The 16,220-nt window shown below is 37.0% G+C and carries 16 protein-coding genes; 13 read left to right on the forward strand and 3 right to left on the reverse strand.

Going from position 1 to position 16,220, the window contains the following annotated elements:
* Positions 1-90: 90 nt before the first annotated feature.
* The 5 genes from RV15_RS10630 to RV15_RS10650 all read left to right on the forward strand — a co-directional run bounded on the left by RV15_RS10630 (position 91) and on the right by RV15_RS10650 (position 5,179).
* Complete coding sequence (locus tag RV15_RS10630) at positions 91-1,365, forward strand: PTS sugar transporter subunit IIC (RefSeq protein ID WP_071878030.1); 1,275 nt, start codon at positions 91-93, stop codon at positions 1,363-1,365.
* Between the two features lie 4 nt (positions 1,366-1,369).
* Entirely contained in the window at positions 1,370-2,413 is a 1,044-nt protein-coding gene (locus RV15_RS10635) for a tyrosine-protein phosphatase (protein WP_083429160.1), read from the forward strand.
* On the forward strand, positions 2,413-3,843 hold the full coding sequence (locus tag RV15_RS10640; RefSeq protein WP_071878031.1) for a glycoside hydrolase family 1 protein: 1,431 nt from the start codon (positions 2,413-2,415) through the stop codon (positions 3,841-3,843). Before RV15_RS10635 ends, RV15_RS10640 begins: the two co-directional genes overlap by 1 nt.
* A gap of 269 nt (positions 3,844-4,112) precedes the next feature.
* Positions 4,113-4,604: a gamma carbonic anhydrase family protein gene (locus RV15_RS10645; RefSeq protein ID WP_071878032.1), complete on the forward strand. Its 492-nt coding sequence runs from the start codon at positions 4,113-4,115 to the stop codon at positions 4,602-4,604.
* Positions 4,605-4,813: 209 nt separating this feature from the next.
* Positions 4,814-5,179, forward strand: coding sequence for an iron-sulfur cluster biosynthesis family protein (locus tag RV15_RS10650; RefSeq protein ID WP_071878033.1), 366 nt, complete (start codon positions 4,814-4,816; stop codon positions 5,177-5,179).
* A 349-nt stretch (positions 5,180-5,528) separates the two neighbouring features.
* Here the strand turns inward: RV15_RS10650 and RV15_RS10660 are convergent, their stop codons facing one another.
* Together RV15_RS10660 and RV15_RS10665 are read right to left on the reverse strand one after the other, a co-directional pair.
* Positions 5,529-6,149, reverse strand: coding sequence for a flavin reductase family protein (locus tag RV15_RS10660; protein WP_071878034.1), 621 nt, complete (start codon positions 6,147-6,149; stop codon positions 5,529-5,531).
* Positions 6,150-6,173: 24 nt separating this feature from the next.
* Positions 6,174-7,145, reverse strand: coding sequence for a ring-cleaving dioxygenase (locus RV15_RS10665; protein ID WP_071878035.1), 972 nt, complete (start codon positions 7,143-7,145; stop codon positions 6,174-6,176).
* A 165-nt stretch (positions 7,146-7,310) separates the two neighbouring features.
* Between RV15_RS10665 and RV15_RS10670 the strand changes: the two genes are divergently transcribed.
* Both RV15_RS10670 and RV15_RS10675 read left to right on the forward strand, forming a co-directional pair.
* Positions 7,311-8,180: an SPFH domain-containing protein gene (locus RV15_RS10670; protein ID WP_071878036.1), complete on the forward strand. Its 870-nt coding sequence runs from the start codon at positions 7,311-7,313 to the stop codon at positions 8,178-8,180.
* A 22-nt stretch (positions 8,181-8,202) separates the two neighbouring features.
* On the forward strand, positions 8,203-8,853 hold the full coding sequence (locus RV15_RS10675; RefSeq protein WP_083429161.1) for an HAD family hydrolase: 651 nt from the start codon (positions 8,203-8,205) through the stop codon (positions 8,851-8,853).
* A 55-nt stretch (positions 8,854-8,908) separates the two neighbouring features.
* Here RV15_RS10675 and RV15_RS10680 read toward each other — a convergent pair whose 3' ends face one another.
* Entirely contained in the window at positions 8,909-9,412 is a 504-nt protein-coding gene (locus RV15_RS10680) for a cupin domain-containing protein (RefSeq protein ID WP_071878038.1), read from the reverse strand.
* A 470-nt stretch (positions 9,413-9,882) separates the two neighbouring features.
* Between RV15_RS10680 and nox the strand changes: the two genes are divergently transcribed.
* From nox to RV15_RS10710, 6 genes are all read left to right on the forward strand, one after another.
* Positions 9,883-11,220 carry a H2O-forming NADH oxidase gene (gene nox, locus RV15_RS10685; RefSeq protein ID WP_071878039.1) on the forward strand — a complete coding sequence of 446 codons (1,338 nt, stop codon included), beginning with the start codon at positions 9,883-9,885 and terminating at the stop codon, positions 11,218-11,220.
* Between the two features lie 170 nt (positions 11,221-11,390).
* The gene (gene mltG, locus RV15_RS10690) at positions 11,391-12,827 is read left to right on the forward strand and encodes an endolytic transglycosylase MltG (protein WP_071878040.1); all 1,437 of its coding nucleotides are present in this window, start codon (positions 11,391-11,393) and stop codon (positions 12,825-12,827) included.
* A gap of 260 nt (positions 12,828-13,087) precedes the next feature.
* Positions 13,088-13,561 carry a transcription elongation factor GreA gene (gene greA, locus RV15_RS10695; protein ID WP_071878041.1) on the forward strand — a complete coding sequence of 158 codons (474 nt, stop codon included), beginning with the start codon at positions 13,088-13,090 and terminating at the stop codon, positions 13,559-13,561.
* 197 nt (positions 13,562-13,758) lie between these two features.
* Positions 13,759-14,490: a cell wall-active antibiotics response protein LiaF gene (liaF, locus tag RV15_RS10700; RefSeq protein WP_071878042.1), complete on the forward strand. Its 732-nt coding sequence runs from the start codon at positions 13,759-13,761 to the stop codon at positions 14,488-14,490.
* The gene (locus RV15_RS10705; RefSeq protein WP_071878043.1) at positions 14,487-15,590 is read left to right on the forward strand and encodes a sensor histidine kinase; all 1,104 of its coding nucleotides are present in this window, start codon (positions 14,487-14,489) and stop codon (positions 15,588-15,590) included. The genes liaF and RV15_RS10705 overlap by 4 nt, the downstream gene beginning before the upstream one ends.
* On the forward strand, positions 15,565-16,197 hold the full coding sequence (locus RV15_RS10710) for a response regulator (RefSeq protein ID WP_025871509.1): 633 nt from the start codon (positions 15,565-15,567) through the stop codon (positions 16,195-16,197). The genes RV15_RS10705 and RV15_RS10710 overlap by 26 nt, the downstream gene beginning before the upstream one ends.
* The last annotated feature ends 23 nt before the right edge of the window (positions 16,198-16,220 follow it).

Consider the following 16,220-nt stretch of genomic DNA (forward strand, 5'->3'; position numbering starts at 1 on the left):
CAAAAGTGCACTGAAGTCAATGCTTGATGTTAATTACACGAGGAGACTAAAAGGAACGTTACTACCCAGGTTATACGAGGAGGAATAAAAATGACAAAAAAGGGAAATTTTAATGCAAAGCTACAGCAATTTGTTGTGAAGTTTACCAACTTATTGGTCATTCGAACGATTGCCAATGGGATGGTTCGGATTTTACCAGTAACGATGGTCGGTTCAATCGCTGCTATTTTATTAAATGGAATTCAATTTCAATGGTATCTTGATTTCTTGGAAAGCAGTGGCTTGGGACATTTGCTGCAATTAGGTTCTTCAATGACGACAGACTTGATCACAGTTTATGTGATTTTGTCTTTATCAGCTGCGATGGCCAAAAATTTGGAACGAAGCCAGTATGAAGGAATCATGTCAGCCTTTCTAGTTTATTTTATCATTACCCCAACGACAACAGTTAAAGTTGGCGAAAAAACAGTTCAGGCTTTTGATTTTAGTGTGCTAGGCTCAAAAGGCATGTTCGTAGGGATGATTGTAGCGATTTTGATTCCTTATTTATATTCAAAAATATTGGATCGAAATTGGCGTATCAAACTACCAGATGCTGTTCCACCAATGGTAGCAAATTCATTTTCTGCTCTGATTCCTGTGATTTTACTAGCAACAGGTGCAATTATTTTTAATGGCCTATTTGCGGCAACGCCATTTGGTGATATTCACACGGCAATCTACACAGTATTACAGACTCCATTAAAACATATGAGTGATTCGGTTATAACGATGTTGGTCATCGTTGGATTTGGAGAGATTTTATGGTGGTTTGGTATTCATGGAAGTTCAGCAATTGGTGCTATTACAGCAACTTTGTACTTACCACCTTTAATTGAAAATATAACTGCATACGCTAATGGACAAGCATTACCTAGTATTTTAAATGAGGGCTTATTGAATGTTTATAAAGGCCCAAGACACTTAGCTTTGGCAATGTTACTGATCTTTGCTTGTCGAAGTATTCAATTGAAATCAGTCGGTAAAGTTGCGATCATTCCGAGCTTTTTTGGTATTAGTGAGCCAATGAAATTTGGGATTCCGATGGTCTTAAACCCGTCCTTGTTTTTCCCAATGTTTTTAGCACCAATCATCTCAATTACGATGGCTTATTTTGCAATCAGTTGGGGCTTGGTACCGAGAGTAGGTGTACAACTTCCATGGGCTCTTCCTCCTGTTATTAGTGGTTTTATCGCAGGTGGCTGGCGTGGAGCAACATTGCAAATCCTCCAATTTACTGCATCTGTTCTATTATATTTACCCTTTATAAAAAGTTTGGATAAGCAAAAGCTGATAGAAGAAGTGAAGCTAGAAGGAGAAAACTAAAAATATGGAACTGATTAGAAAGAACAATCAAATGATTTTATGCAGCCAAAACGTTGAAGCAATTGAAGAAATAGGATTTAGTACGCATCCATACAATGGTCGCTGGCAAGCTATCGGTCAAAGTACGAGAACTAACGAGGGGTTGATTTTTGAGGATCCGATGCCGAAGCAACGCCTTTATTACCAAGTGATTACACAGGATTCGAAGCAAATTATAGCGGAAAGGCGGGTAAATCTAGTTCATAGTTTTAACATGCGTGATTTAGGCGGTTATTTAGGTGTTGATAATCGTCCGGTAAAGTGGAGTTTATTTTTCCGATCCGATGATCTATCAAGTTTAGACACACGAGACCGTTGCTATCTAGAAGAGATGGGGATTCGATCAATTGTGGATTACCGTAGTGAGGGGGAAAAAGAAAAACACCCCAATCAATTGATCTCAAATACCCAGACATATGAATTCTCCCCAAACGCTAAAGTAGCGGCTCTAGCGTCATCAACATTAAAAGATGATCAGGAAAAAGTCGCACAATTAGTTTCATTAGCAGCATCTAGCAAAGGTCGGGAAGAATTGGTTGAACGCTTAGACGAAATGGCACAGCAAATGGAAGACTTAGTAGCAGAACCTTATGCAATTACAGCTTACCGAGAAATGTTGCAATTGCTGGAAGTGCCAGAAAGATTACCGATGATCCAGCATTGTCGCGGTGGTAAAGACCGGACTGGTTGGGGAGCTGCTTTGATTCTATTTATTCTGGGCGTATCGGAAGAGGCGATCATGGAGGACTATCTTTACACTAAAAAGGTAAATACGCTTAGAAATCAAAAAAGAATGGCGGAATATCAGCAATATACAGATGATTCCTTTGTTTTAGATTATCTCTACAGCTTAATGGATACAAAAGAAAGTTACTTTATAAGAGCTTTAGATAAAGTGAAAGAGCTATCTGGAGATATAGACACGTATTTAACTGAATATTTAGGAATAACTGAAAAGAAAAAACAAGTGTATCAACAGTTATATTTAGCAAGTGAGGGGGAAAAATAGTGGTTGGTTTTCCAAAAGATTTCTTATGGGGCGGCGCGATTGCGGCTAACCAAGCAGAAGGTGGATTTGGTCTAGGCGGTAAAGGATTGAGTTTGGCAGATGTACACTTATATGATCCTACACAAGATATTCAAGCTGCTAGTCTAGATTCAGACATGACTTTAGCCCAAGTAGAGCAACGAATCAAAGATCAAAATGGCTATTATCCTAAACGAGTGGGGATCGATTTTTATCATACTTATCCAACAGATTTAGCTTTACTAAAGGAAATGGGCTTCAAAACGTTTCGCACATCGATTGATTGGAGCAGGATTTTCCCACAAGGAGATGAATTAGAACCAAATGAGGAGGGATTAGCTTTTTATGATCGCCTGATCGATTCAATTATTGCGAATGGCATGGAACCGATCATTACCATGCTTCATTATGAAACACCCTTGTATCTGACCACAAAATACGGTGGCTGGCAAAATAGAAAGCTAGTCGATTTTTTCGTGAAATATGGCAAAATCTTATTAGAAAGATACCAAGGGAAAGTCAATTATTGGATCGTGATCAATCAAATCAATTTGGTTCAATTTGAGTCATTTAATTCAACTGGTATTTGCAGTGATCAAACAGATCACTTAGAACAAGCAAAGTTTCAAGCAATTCATCATCAATTTGTGGCAAGTGCTAAAGTCGTTGAACTAGCCAAACAAATTGCCCCAACTATAAAAGTGGGCACTATGGTTGCCGATTGCACCGCTTATCCTTATTCCTGTGATCCAAACGATGTTTTATTAGCATTAAAACGGAATCGCATGCAGTATTTTTATACAGATGTCCAATTGAGGGGGCGTTATCCACAATATGCATTAAATTACTTTAGTGATCATAAAATAACGATCAAAAAAGAAGCAGGAGACGATGAGTTATTAAGACGGGCAACGATGCAATTTTTAGCGTTATCTTATTATTATTCTCAAACAGTCTCCTCTAAACAGGATACAATGAACCCTATGACAATGACTAAAAATCCTCATTTAAAGGCAAATCCATGGGGCTGGGCTGTTGATCCACAAGGTTTTTATAATAGCTTGAGTCAGTATTACGATCGGTATCAAGTACCATTGATGGTGGCCGAGAATGGGTTTGGTATGTATGATCAGGTGGAGCATGGTCGAATACATGACGATTATCGTATCGATTATTTACGAGAGCATATTTTGCAAATGCAGCAAGCACTGCAAGATGGCGCTGAGATTTTTGCTTATTGCGCTTGGGGACCGATTGATATTGTAAGTTGTTCTTCGGCTGAAATGGAAAAACGTTATGGTTTTATCTATGTAGTTCAAGATAATGCTGGCAATGGTAGTAAGCAGCGTATAAAAAAAGATTCATTCTGGTGGTATCAAAAGGTAATTGAATCAAACGGAAATGTGCTATAGGTAAGCAAATACCGATAGAAGTTGAGTAGAATGCGTCTTAATCGGAAAAATAAAATATAAGATGTTTCGCTTTTCTAATCCGTAAAAATTGTTTTAGTTGAAACAAAGCACATAGGTATTTTTGTTTTTATTATCTATATGAACTCTAAGGATCTAGGATTTCGCTTTTTTGAGCTAATCTTAGGTCCTTTTTTCAATAAAATGATGCAATTAGTTAGTGGCAAAAATAAAATATTTGTTATACTTAACTTATTAGGAGAGTGACAAGTATGACAAAGGATTATTTTATTGCAGCAAGTGCAGATGTATACGGTAACGTAGTATTAGCTAAGGACACCAGTATCTGGTTTCAATCTGTGTTACGAGGAGACAATAATTCAATTACAATCAATGCAGGAAGTAATGTGCAAGATGGTACAGTAATTCATGTGGATCAAAATGCTCCAGTTGTCATTGGAGAAAATGTAACGATCGGCCATCACTGTATGCTTCATGGTTGTACAATAGAAGAAGGTGCTTTAATAGGGATGAGCTCGACAGTCTTAAATCATGCAATAGTTGGGAAAAATAGTATGATTGGTGCTGGCTCTTTAGTGACTGAAGGAACTGAAATACCGCCAAATGTTTTGGCATTTGGACGTCCTGCTAAAGTGATTCGTCCCTTGACACGTGAAGAGCTTCGCAAAAACAAAGAAAATGCACAGCACTATATTGAGTTGTCAAAAGAGTTCGCTGTGGAGAAGTACCCACGATTAACTTGAGCAAAGAGAGTAGAATGATAGAGTCTGGTAGTTGACAACGATGATTGAACAAAAATAGCCTTCATTGAAGGAATATTTTTCTGAAAAACACATCTACTTGACTGGCAATCTATCACTGTTTTTAATTAGTGCAAGAACGCATAACCTTCGAAAAAATCATGCATAGGTGTTAGGCTTGGTTTATGAAACAAGAAGGAAGTGAGGAATAAATGTTTTTAAAAGTGAGTGATGAAGCGCAGGTCAAGTTGACTCCTTATATTCACGTTCAGGCAGTGATTATTTTAGATTTAGATGATGGTGTTGGTAAGTATTCTAAAATGGGGATTTGTTCACTTGATACAAGCTTTCGCTTGTTAATATTAGAGCAGCTGCAGGATAAATCGGATTTTGATTTGACTCTGGATTCAGACATTGGAGCCGTTTATATCAAGGATTACTCTAAAAGATATATGGATGAGGAAATGACCTTGGAAGTTGATCCTAGATTGCAGGTTTTTAAGTTGAACAGCCCAAGTGGCATTTTGGATGGGAATGTCCCTATTGTCGATTTACGGCTGGAACACGATAGAGAATAGCTAAAAAAAAAGAGTGTGATCGGGACATAACTCTACGAGTTACAACCAATCACTTGGAATCCGAATAAACGGTGGAAGCAGAAGTAACCCCTTCCGAAACAAGCTGAAATTCACAAAAATTTGAAGAACAATTCTCGTGAATTTCAGCTTATTTCTCGGGGTTAAACACTTCTGTTCCANTAACCCCTTCCGAAACAAGCTGAAATTCACAAAAATTTGAAGAACAATTCTCGTGAATTTCAGCTTATTTCTCGGGGTTAAACACTTCTGTTCCATCCTCACTCAAAATAGAATAAAAAGTAGATTGCTACAGCTGTTTAGCTTAGCATTAATTGAGGACCTAACTTTTTTAGTTTGGTCTTTTTAGGTCAAATAAATGATCAATATGAGCATAAGTATTCCCTGCAAGTCTTGCAATAGGTTGAAATACTTCAGGTAGTATGTACTCATTTTCAAGATCAAAAAGCTGTTTATCAAAATAAAAATCTGTTATTTCAACTATGAATAAATCGGTAATGATTTGCTCTTCATGATTTTTTACAGGGACATATTGATGCAGACGTGCCTCCATTCGAATAGGAGCCGCTTTGATTCCGGGAACAGTCACTGATTTACTAGCAATTGTTTCGATTTCGTTCACTGTAATTTCGCTTTTATCAGGTTGCAAAGAAGCTGCAGTTTGGTTCATTGATTCAACAACTGAATCGTTGACTAAATGGATGACGAGTTCACGTGTTTCTAAAATATTTCTAGCAGTATCTTTCATTTCGCCATTTCGTCGAATGATTGATAACGTTACTAAAGGAATATCAGAGGCCGCAGCGTTGAAAAAACTGAACGGGGCAGCATTGATCATGTGGCGCTCTTGATTTAGTGTTGTGACCCAAGCGATTGGCCGTGGGATAATACTGCCAGATAAAAACTTATAAGCTTGTTTTGCTGATAAATCGCTTGTGGGATAATGCAGCATAGATTCTCTCCATTTCTATTTTTATTAACGCGGTTTATTTGCATCAGACGTATCAAAAGGTCGCACAAATTCTTCGATTTCTGTTCGTTTACTTTCCAAAAATGGCGGCAAAGATAATTTTTCTCCCGCGGCTTCATAGGTTTCGTCTTGTAAGAAACCAGGTCCATCAGTTGCTAATTCAAACAAAATATGAGGTGCAGCTCTGAAATAATCAGATTTGAAATAAAAACGCTCAACAAAACCAGAATTAGGAAATTGCAATTGATTGATTTTATCAATCCAAAAACGTAAAGCTTCTTGATCGGTGACGCGAAGAGCTAAATGATGTACATTGCCGAATCCTTCTTGCGCTTCTGGAAGATCGTTTCGATGTTCTACAATGATACTCGCGCCATTTCCACCTTCACCTACTTCAAATAAATGAAAACTGCCCTCAGCATCAATGAGTTTAAAGCCTAACACTTCCACTAAAACTCGTTGCATATGTTCAAAGTCTGCCACCGTGACAAACACAGGTCCTAATCCAGTTAAAGCATGTTCTGCTGGAACATCTGACTTCTTCCAAGGCGTTCCGCTTGCCACACCTTGATTATTTTCATCAGAAATCAATTGATATTGTTGTTTGTCGAAATCTTCAAAGGTCAAATACTTTTTACCAAAACGTTCTTGAATTTCGCCATGGTCGATGTGCTGCTCGTTAAAGCGATCGACCCAATAAGATAATGATGCGTCGCTTTTAACACGAAAAGAAGTACGGGAAATAGAATTGGTTCCTTTACTACCTTTGGGGATCCCTGGAAAATCAAAAAATGTCATATCTGTACCGGCAGAGCCAAGATCATCTGCAAAAAATAGATGGTATGTTTCAATGTCATCTTGATTGACTGTTTTTTTGATTAGACGTAATCCTAGTGTGTCTGTAAAAAAGCGATAAATTTTTTCTGCACTTGATGTCATTGCTGTAACGTGGTGAATTCCGTGAATTTGTGTATCCATAATAGAAAAACCTCCAAATTGATAATCATTTTCTTACTTACTAAAAGTAAGTTTACATCTAAACTAATAAATAAGCAACTGTTTTTACTTTCCAGAACTATTGATAGAAAGAATAAAGAGGAGTACTATAGGTTTAATAGATCGAAAAGAAAGTAGGGAGAAGGAATGGAAGAGAAGAAAACATTTCATGTCAACGGGTACATTGCTTTAGTAATACTGATTATTTTGATTGTTATCGGAGGCTATTGTCTTTATTTTGGTGTAGCTGATGAAAGCTTTTGGATGTTGACGGTTGGTGCGGTCTTGTGGGTGATTTCTGCTTTATTTTTAAGCTCGTTAACCATTGTTAGTCCAAATCAAGCCAAAGCAATCCTATTTTTCGGGCAATATTTGGGTACAATCAAAGATAATGGCTTATTCGTTACTACTCCTTTGACCCAAAAAATCAACGTTTCGTTAAAAGTGCGGAACTTCAATAGTTCTCTATTAAAGGTGAACGATTCCGATGGTAACCCTGTGGAAATATCTGCAGTTGTTGTTTTTAAAGTAGTGGATACAGCCAAGGCATTATTTGATGTTGATCGCTACCAAGATTTTGTAGAGATCCAAAGCGAAACGGCGATTCGTCACATTGCTACCCAATATCCTTATGATACATTTAATGAAGATGATCTTACCTTACGAGGAAATACAAATGAAGTTTCTGAGGAAATGGCCAAAGAATTACAAGAGCGTTTAGCAGCTGCCGGGGTTGAAGTCATCGAAACACGCTTGAATCATTTAGCTTATGCGACTGAAATTGCCAGTGCAATGCTACAAAGACAACAAGCGAAAGCGATTCTTTCTGCACGTCAGATCATTGTTGAAGGTGCAGTCTCTATGACACAAATGGCTTTGGAACAAATCGAGGATGGACAAGAAATCAACTTTACCGATGATCGCAAAGTTCAATTGATCAATAATCTGTTAGTATCAATCATCACGGATAAAGGAACTCAACCAGTCATCAATACCGGAGATGTTCACGAAAGATAGAATTAAATTAAGGGAGTCTGTTATGCAGTATAAAACGATTTTATTTGATTTAGATGGAACGATCACAGCTTCTGGTGAAGGCATCATTCAATCTGTACGCTACGCTTTAAATAAGCTAAAATTACCAATTCTTGATCAAGAAGGACTCTATTCATTTATTGGGCCACCATTAAACGATACCTTTAAAAACGTGTACCATTTAGATAAACAAACAACTGAGCAGGCAGTGAGTTACTATCGTGAATATTATCAAGAAAAAGGAATGTATGAAAATCATTTATACGAAGGAATTCTTGACGTATTGACCGATTTAAAACAAGCTGGTTGCAGTTTATATATTGCAACATCTAAACCAGAAATCTATGCCAAGCAAATAGTAGCTCATTTCAATTTAGATAGATATTTTGTTGGGATATATGGGGCCAGTTTGGATGGTGAGCGTTCAAAAAAAAGTGATGTCATTCGTTATGCACTAAATGAGGCGAAAATCACTCAATTGGAAGAGACGCTCATGATTGGCGACCGCAGTCACGATATAATAGGTGCAAAGGAAAATCATTTAGCCAGTTTAGGTGTTTTGTATGGTTTTGGTGATTTAGCAGAATTAGAACAAGCTGGCGCCGATTACATTGCTGCAACTCCTAAAGAAATAGAAAAAGTAATCATAAAATAATCAATCAAAAAAAGAGCTTATTACCCGTAGCGGTAATGAAAGCTCTCTTTTTATGTTACTCAGGTAGTTGGTCATAGGCTAATTGCTCAATAATATTCTTGTGATCAGGGTAGAGGACATTCAATTGTTTTTTTGTAAATAACTCAAAATCTTGATAGTCAAAACCTGGGGAAACCATACAACTTACTAAAGCAAATTCACCATTTCCTTCAATACTTGAACCGAAAATTACATTTTTAGGAACAATTGCCTGCAACACTTCGCCTTGTTCTAAATCCGTTCCTAATTGAATCCTTTCGTATTGACCATTCGGATACAACAAATGAATACTTAACGCCGAGCCAGAATGATAATACCAAATTTCGTCAGACGCCAAGCGGTGAAAGTGAGAGGGACTCCCTTGGGTTAACAGAAAATAGATACTTGTATAATAAGGTCTGATCGTATTGTCTGAGGTCTCCAGAGATTGTTCACAGCGTAACACCTGTTTAAAATAGCCACCCTCAGGATGTGGTTCTAACTCAAGTTGTTCAATCCAGTAATCTTGATTTTTTTCCATAACGATTCCTCCAAAATGAAAATACTTTGCCAAACGTTAATAAAATAAATGAACGTTGATTATAAGTCTGTTGGTTCATCCAACGCATTATTTAAGCGGAGCATCTGTTCTTCAGTGAAATAGAAAGTTCCGTTTTCTCTGAACCTTTTGACACACTGGTTTTGTATCGTTGACTTCTTTTTCAGTCGTTGTCGTGCAGACAGTAAAAAAGCAGAGAATAGATCCAGTAGCTAGGCTGACCAATCGTTTTTTCAGCTTAATAACTTACTAAACTCCTTTCAGTAAGTTTATTTTACTTGTTATTATGTTGAAAATGAATCTTTATTTTATAAAAGGTAGGATAATTATGATGATTTAATGAAAAATATGAGAGTTTCTCAAATATTTTAATGAAACGCTGATAAATTGATAAAAGAAAGCCCTTTCTTAGGTTATACTTAAGTTCAATAAATCACATAAAGGAGAGTCTTATGAACAAAACAAAAACAGTTATTGTCGGTGCCAATCACGCAGGAATCGCTGCAGCAAACACATTGTTGGACACTTATCCAGATCAAGAAGTAGTCATGATCGACCGAAATACAAATCTTAGCTATTTAGGTTGCGGGACAGCGCTATGGGTAGGTCGTCAAATCGAATCTTACGAGAATTTATTTTATACGAACAAAGAAGCGTTTGAAGCAAAGGGCGCTAAAATTTACATGGAAACAACAGTAGAAAGTGTCGATTTTGAACAAAAGCTTGTTCATTGTAAAAAACACAATGGTGAAGAGTTTACAGAAAGCTATGATAAATTGATTTTAGCTACAGGGTCAGCACCGATCAACCCAGATATTCCAGGTAGAGATTTAAAAAATGTCGAATTTTTAAAACTTTTCCAAGATGGACAAACCGTGGATGCCGCTATGGCTAAAGATGAGGTTAAGACAGTCGCAGTCATTGGAGCAGGCTATATCGGAGTCGAAATCGCTGAAGCAGCTAAACGCCGAGGCAAAAATGTATTGCTCTTTGATGCAGCCAAAAGATGTTTACCAAATTATTATGATGAATGGTTCACAGGTGATATGGACAAGGTATTAGCCGACAATGGGATTGAGCTTCATTATGGTGAATTGGCTAAAGAATATAAAGGCTCTGAAAAAGTTGAATCTATCGTGACCGACAAAGGGGAATACGCTGTAGATCTAGTTATCAATGCTATTGGGTTTAGACCAAATAATGGTTTAGGTAAGGACCACTTAGAATTGTTTGCTAATGGCGCGTACCTTGTTGATCTCCATCAGCAAACAAGTGATCCTAGTGTTTATGCAGTCGGTGATTGTGCTACGATTTTCTCAAATGCCGTACAGCAAACGACCTATATCGCTTTAGCAACGAATGCGGTTCGTTCAGGAATCGTTGCAGCTCATAACGTTGGTGGTACACCTTTAGAGTCGATCGGGGTCCAAGGGTCAAATGGTATTTCGATTTTTGGTTACCATATGGTTTCTACAGGTTTAACGGTTCAAGAATCAGAAAAACTAGGATTGAAAATAAAATATACTGAGTTTGAGGATCTACAAAAACCAGGCTTTATGAAGGAAAACAACACTGTGAAGATCAGAATTGTTTATGAAGAAGGATCTCGTCGTATTGTTGGGGCACAAATGGCCTCGTATGAAGATATCTCAATGGGTATCCACATGTTCTCATTAGCAATTGAAGAAAAAGTCACAATTGATAAGCTTAAATTACTTGATATTTTCTTTTTACCACATTTTAACCAGCCGTATAACTATATTACAATGGCGGCACTTAGCGCAGAGTAAATTGAATAAATAGGCTGAAGACACACGTCTTCAGCCTGTTTTTCAATTTTAATAGAGAAAACAAATCTTACAAGTTAGTGACTTTTCTCTAAAAAAGTTTAAATTTAAAAAGCTTTCATGTATAATGGTTAAAGTTAAAGAAGATACATAGAAAGTAAGGAGGATTTGTTTTGGCAGAAGATAACCAAAATAATCAAGATCATTCCAAGTCTTCGTTTAAAGATCAGGTCTTACGTTCTTTGCGGGGAGAAGAAATTGGAAATGATGATTCAGCTTCTTCTGAACACAATGCTCAGAACGTATCAAAGCCTAATGAAGCAGAATATAATAGAACATATCAATCTCAGTCAAATGATCAAACAGAACCGACCAAACAAGATGACATGGAATCGGTTGGCTCGCGCAGTGTAGAGCATCACGCAAAGCGAACTGAGCAATCTGATGAACCGCTAGAATCGACTATTAGACAAACGACTAAAGAGGATAACCCGAATAAGCGTACTAGAAAAAAAGAAGACCGTATTGTTAGTCGAATTGTGTTGATCGTGGCCTCTGTTTTGATCCTAGTGATTGCCATTTTTGGTTTCACTTTCTATAATTACGTAAATAAAGGCCTGCAACCACTTGATAAAAAAGATACTAAATTAGTGCAAGTGCATATCCCAGAAGATTCGTCGAATAAAAAAATCGCGAATATTTTAGAAGACAGCAAGGTCATCAAAAGTGGTTTAGTTTTCAATTACTATGCAAAATTTAAAAATCTAACTGATTTTCAGGCTGGTTATTATCAAATGTCGCCAAATATGACGCTTGATGATATAGGTGCACTTCTACGAGAAGGTGGAACAGCTGAGCCGACTCAGCTTGCTGATGGGAAAGTAACGATTCCAGAAGGGTTTGACATTGATAAAATCGGCGATGCAATTGAAAAAAATACTGGTTTTAAGAAAACGCAATTTATCGATTTGATGAAGGATCAAGCATTCTTTGACACAATGAAAGAAAAATACCCAGAACTATTGGCAAGTGCAGCCGAGGCAACCGATGTTCGTTATCGTTTGGAAGGGTATTTGTTCCCTGCAACATACGATTATTACAAAGATGCTAAACTAGAGGATTTTGTAGATCAAATGGTTGCCAAGACCAATAGTGTGATCGAACCATTTATTCCAATGGTGCATGCGAAAGGTATGACGATTCAACAAGTACTGACTCTGGCTTCATTGGTCGAAAAAGAAGGCATCAAAGAAGATGATCGTAAGAAAATCGCTCAAGTCTTCTTTAATCGAATTGCAGCTAATATGCCGTTGCAATCGGATATTTCTATCCTATACGCTTTAGGAGAACATAAGGAATTAGTTACTTATAAAGATTTAGAAGTGGATTCACCTTATAACCTGTATAAAAATACTGGATATGGCCCAGGACCATTTGATAGCCCTAGTGAGCAGGCCATTAATGCAGTCTTGAATCCAACACCTAATAACTATCTTTATTTTGTTGCTGAAATTTCAACAGGAAATGTCTACTTTGCAGAAACGTACGAACAACATCAAGAGTATGTTGATAAGTATGTCAATAAGACTGAAACTGAAAAAAGTGAATAGCCTTTAAGTTTGCGTATCCTATTACGAGCCAACCTATTATCTAGGCGGCTCGTTTCGCTTTACTCTGGATTCACGAAATCCTGCACCAAAAAACGTTGAAAGAGTGCTCTATTAGAAAAAAAATCTAGCAGATTTATAAAAATTAAGGGAATATTATTTACAATTTGCTTAAAGCGTGGTACTCTTTTCTGGATTGAAAGCGGAATTTTTCAATGAAAATAAAATAAAATATTGTAGTAAGTTAAGAAGGAGAAATTAACATGGTAGAAAAAGTATTTCCTATGACACTGGAAGGCAAAGAAAAATTGGAACAAGAATTAGAAGAACTAAAGACAGTTAAACGAAAAGAAATCGTTGAACGTATAAAAATTGCAAGAAGCTTTGGTGATCTATCAGAGAACTCAGAGTATGAATCTGCTAAAGATGAACAAGCTTTTGTGGAAGGCAAGATCACTACTTTAGAAAATATGATTCGTTTTGCACAAATCATTGATAATAATGGGGTTGATTCTGACGAAGTTTCAATTGGAAAAACAGTGACATTTGTTGAATTACCTGATGGCGATGAAGAAGAATATACCATTGTAGGGAGTGCAGAAGCAGATCCTTTTTCTGGTAAAATTTCAAATGATTCACCAATTGCACAAGCCTTGATCGGTAAAAAATTGAACGATCAAGTCGCTATTGCAACTCCTGGTGGAGATATGCAAGTAAGAATCACAAAAGTCGGCTAACAAAACAGTTAATAAGAACAAAGGGCGAGCCAAAGCTATTAGTAGTTTTGACTTGCCCTTTAAACCTGAATAAGTCACAGGATAAACCCGCTTGTTACTTAAAATTAGGGCTAAAGTCCTATAGTAAAATGGGCCTTTAGCAACTAACATTAATAGAGGAATCAAGGTATACTAATTTCATAGGAAGGGGGATTATCATGAACAACCCATGGCGTTTTTTTATTGTAGTAGAAGCTTTACTTTTTATTTTGGCATTATGGCAAATTTTACATAATCCAGGCCTGATTGTTTTGTTGGTACTGGGTATCTTAAGTGTTACTTATGCAATGAAGAAGGTTCATCGCAGCAATTTTAATAACTTTCAATTAGTTTTGGGGGTCATCCTGATTCTAATTGGAGTCATGAATAGTCCAGCATTTTGGTTGATGTTAGTATTTGGCGTTTTATTTATTGGTTTAAAAGGTGTAGAGATCGCCGGTGTTGATATTACGCAGCGCGCTCCATGGCGAAAGAAACAAATGATCATGGTGGAAACAACCAATGTTGAACCTAAAAATGGTCGCCGTTTCAAGCGTTCATGGTTTGCCAATGAACGTATCGGTAATAATGTTTACGAATGGAATGACATCAATATAGATGTTCTTTCAGGTGACACCATCGTTGACTTAGGGAATACTTTGTTACCTAAAGACGATAGTATTATTATTATTCGTAAGGGCTTTGGCCGCACCAGAATTTTAGTTCCGCTAGGAGTAGCAGTGATGTTGGAGCATTCAACATTCTATGGAAATGTTAACTTTGAAGAAGAAAAATATCATTTGAAAAATGAATCATTGAAAATTTACAGTAGTGATTTTGATACCAATAATCGACGCTTAAAAATCATTACGAATACGTTAGTCGGAGACCTAGAGGTGATTCGCGTATGATGGGTAAGATCTCTCGACAGATGCTTTCTTTATATGCTGCATGCAGCACATTTATCGTTGTTTTACTCACCTTATTTTCATACTTTCATTCAATCAAACAGAAAAATTGGATGTTGGAATTAATTCAAAGGAAGGTATTTTACATTCCTTTGATTTTCCATATGGTCTTGATTTCTCTTTTGGTTGGTTTATCTACCTTTTTACTCGTATCTATTGTACAAAAAGCACAATATGGTAGAATTGAAGAAAAACTTCGGTTGTTAGCTAGGGGTAGCTATGAAAATCCAGCTTTGGCTAAGAATGTAGCACATGCTAGTAATGATCAGTATATCGGCGAAGTCGACCAAGATATTTTAAAAATCAGAACGAAATTATTAGAAATGTCAAAAGAATTGCAATTATTGAATAGTCGTCCGCAATTGATGGACGGAGAAACCAAAGAAGAAATTTTAGAAGAAGAACGTCACAGACTTGCCAGAGAGCTTCATGATTCAGTTAGCCAACAGCTGTTTGCTGCAATGATGATGTTATCTGCTTTAAATGAACAAGCCCAGCGAAGTGAAACACCAGAAATGTTTCGTAAACAATTGGTGACAGTAACAGATATTATCAATGCATCTCAATCTGAGATGCGTGCCTTATTGCTTCATTTGCGTCCTGTAAGCTTAGAAGGAAAAAGCTTACGTAAAGGGATTGAGCAATTATTAAAAGAGTTACAAACTAAAATCAAAATCGAGCTAACATGGGATGTTGAAGATGTCCATTTGAATAATAGTATTGAAGATCATCTATTTAGAATCGTTCAAGAACTACTTTCTAATACGTTACGCCATGCCAAAGCAAAAGAGCTTGAAGTATACCTTCATCAGGTAGATAAAAATGTTTTATTACGTCTGGTAGATGATGGAGTAGGCTTTGATATGAGCGAAAATGATAATAAAGCGGGTAGTTATGGGTTAAAAAATATTCGCGAACGTGTAGCTGGTATGGGCGGTATTGTTAAGATAATCAGCTTTAAAGGTCAAGGAACAAGTGTTGAGATCAAAGTCCCTGTAATAAAGGAGGAAACAACAAGTGATCAAAGTAATGTTAGTGGATGACCATGAAATGGTGCGATTAGGAGTGTCTTCTTATTTATCGATTCAAGAAGATATTGAGGTGATCGGAGAGGCTGAAAACGGTCAGATTGGGTATGAAAAAGCGTTAGAATTACGTCCAGACGTGATTTTAATGGATTTAGTCATGGATGTGATGGATGGAATCGAGTCAACGAAAGCGATTTTAAAGGATTGGCCGCAAGCACGGATTATTATTGTTACTAGTTTTATTGATGATGAAAAGGTCTATCCAGCAATTGAAGCTGGAGCTGCTGGGTATCTATTGAAAACCTCAACTGCACACGAAATTGCCAACGCAATTCGTGCGATTTCTAGAGGAGAGCGCGTTTTAGAGCCAGAAGTAACAACTAAAATGATGGAACGTTTGACCAAAAAGCAAGAACCTATTTTGCATGAAGACTTGACGAATCGCGAACATGAGATTTTGATGCTAATAGCTAAAGGACGTAGTAATCAAGAAATCGCAGATGAGTTGTTTATCACTCTTAAAACAGTCAAGACGCACGTATCGAACATTCTAGCAAAATTAGATGTTGAAGACCGTACGCAAGCGGCTATTTATGCGTTTCAGCATGGACTAGCAAAATAGAAAATAATTAATTAAACTAGAGA

Source organism: Enterococcus silesiacus (assembly GCF_001886225.1).
GTDB classification, from domain to species: Bacteria; Bacillota; Bacilli; order Lactobacillales; family Enterococcaceae; genus Enterococcus_L; species Enterococcus_L silesiacus.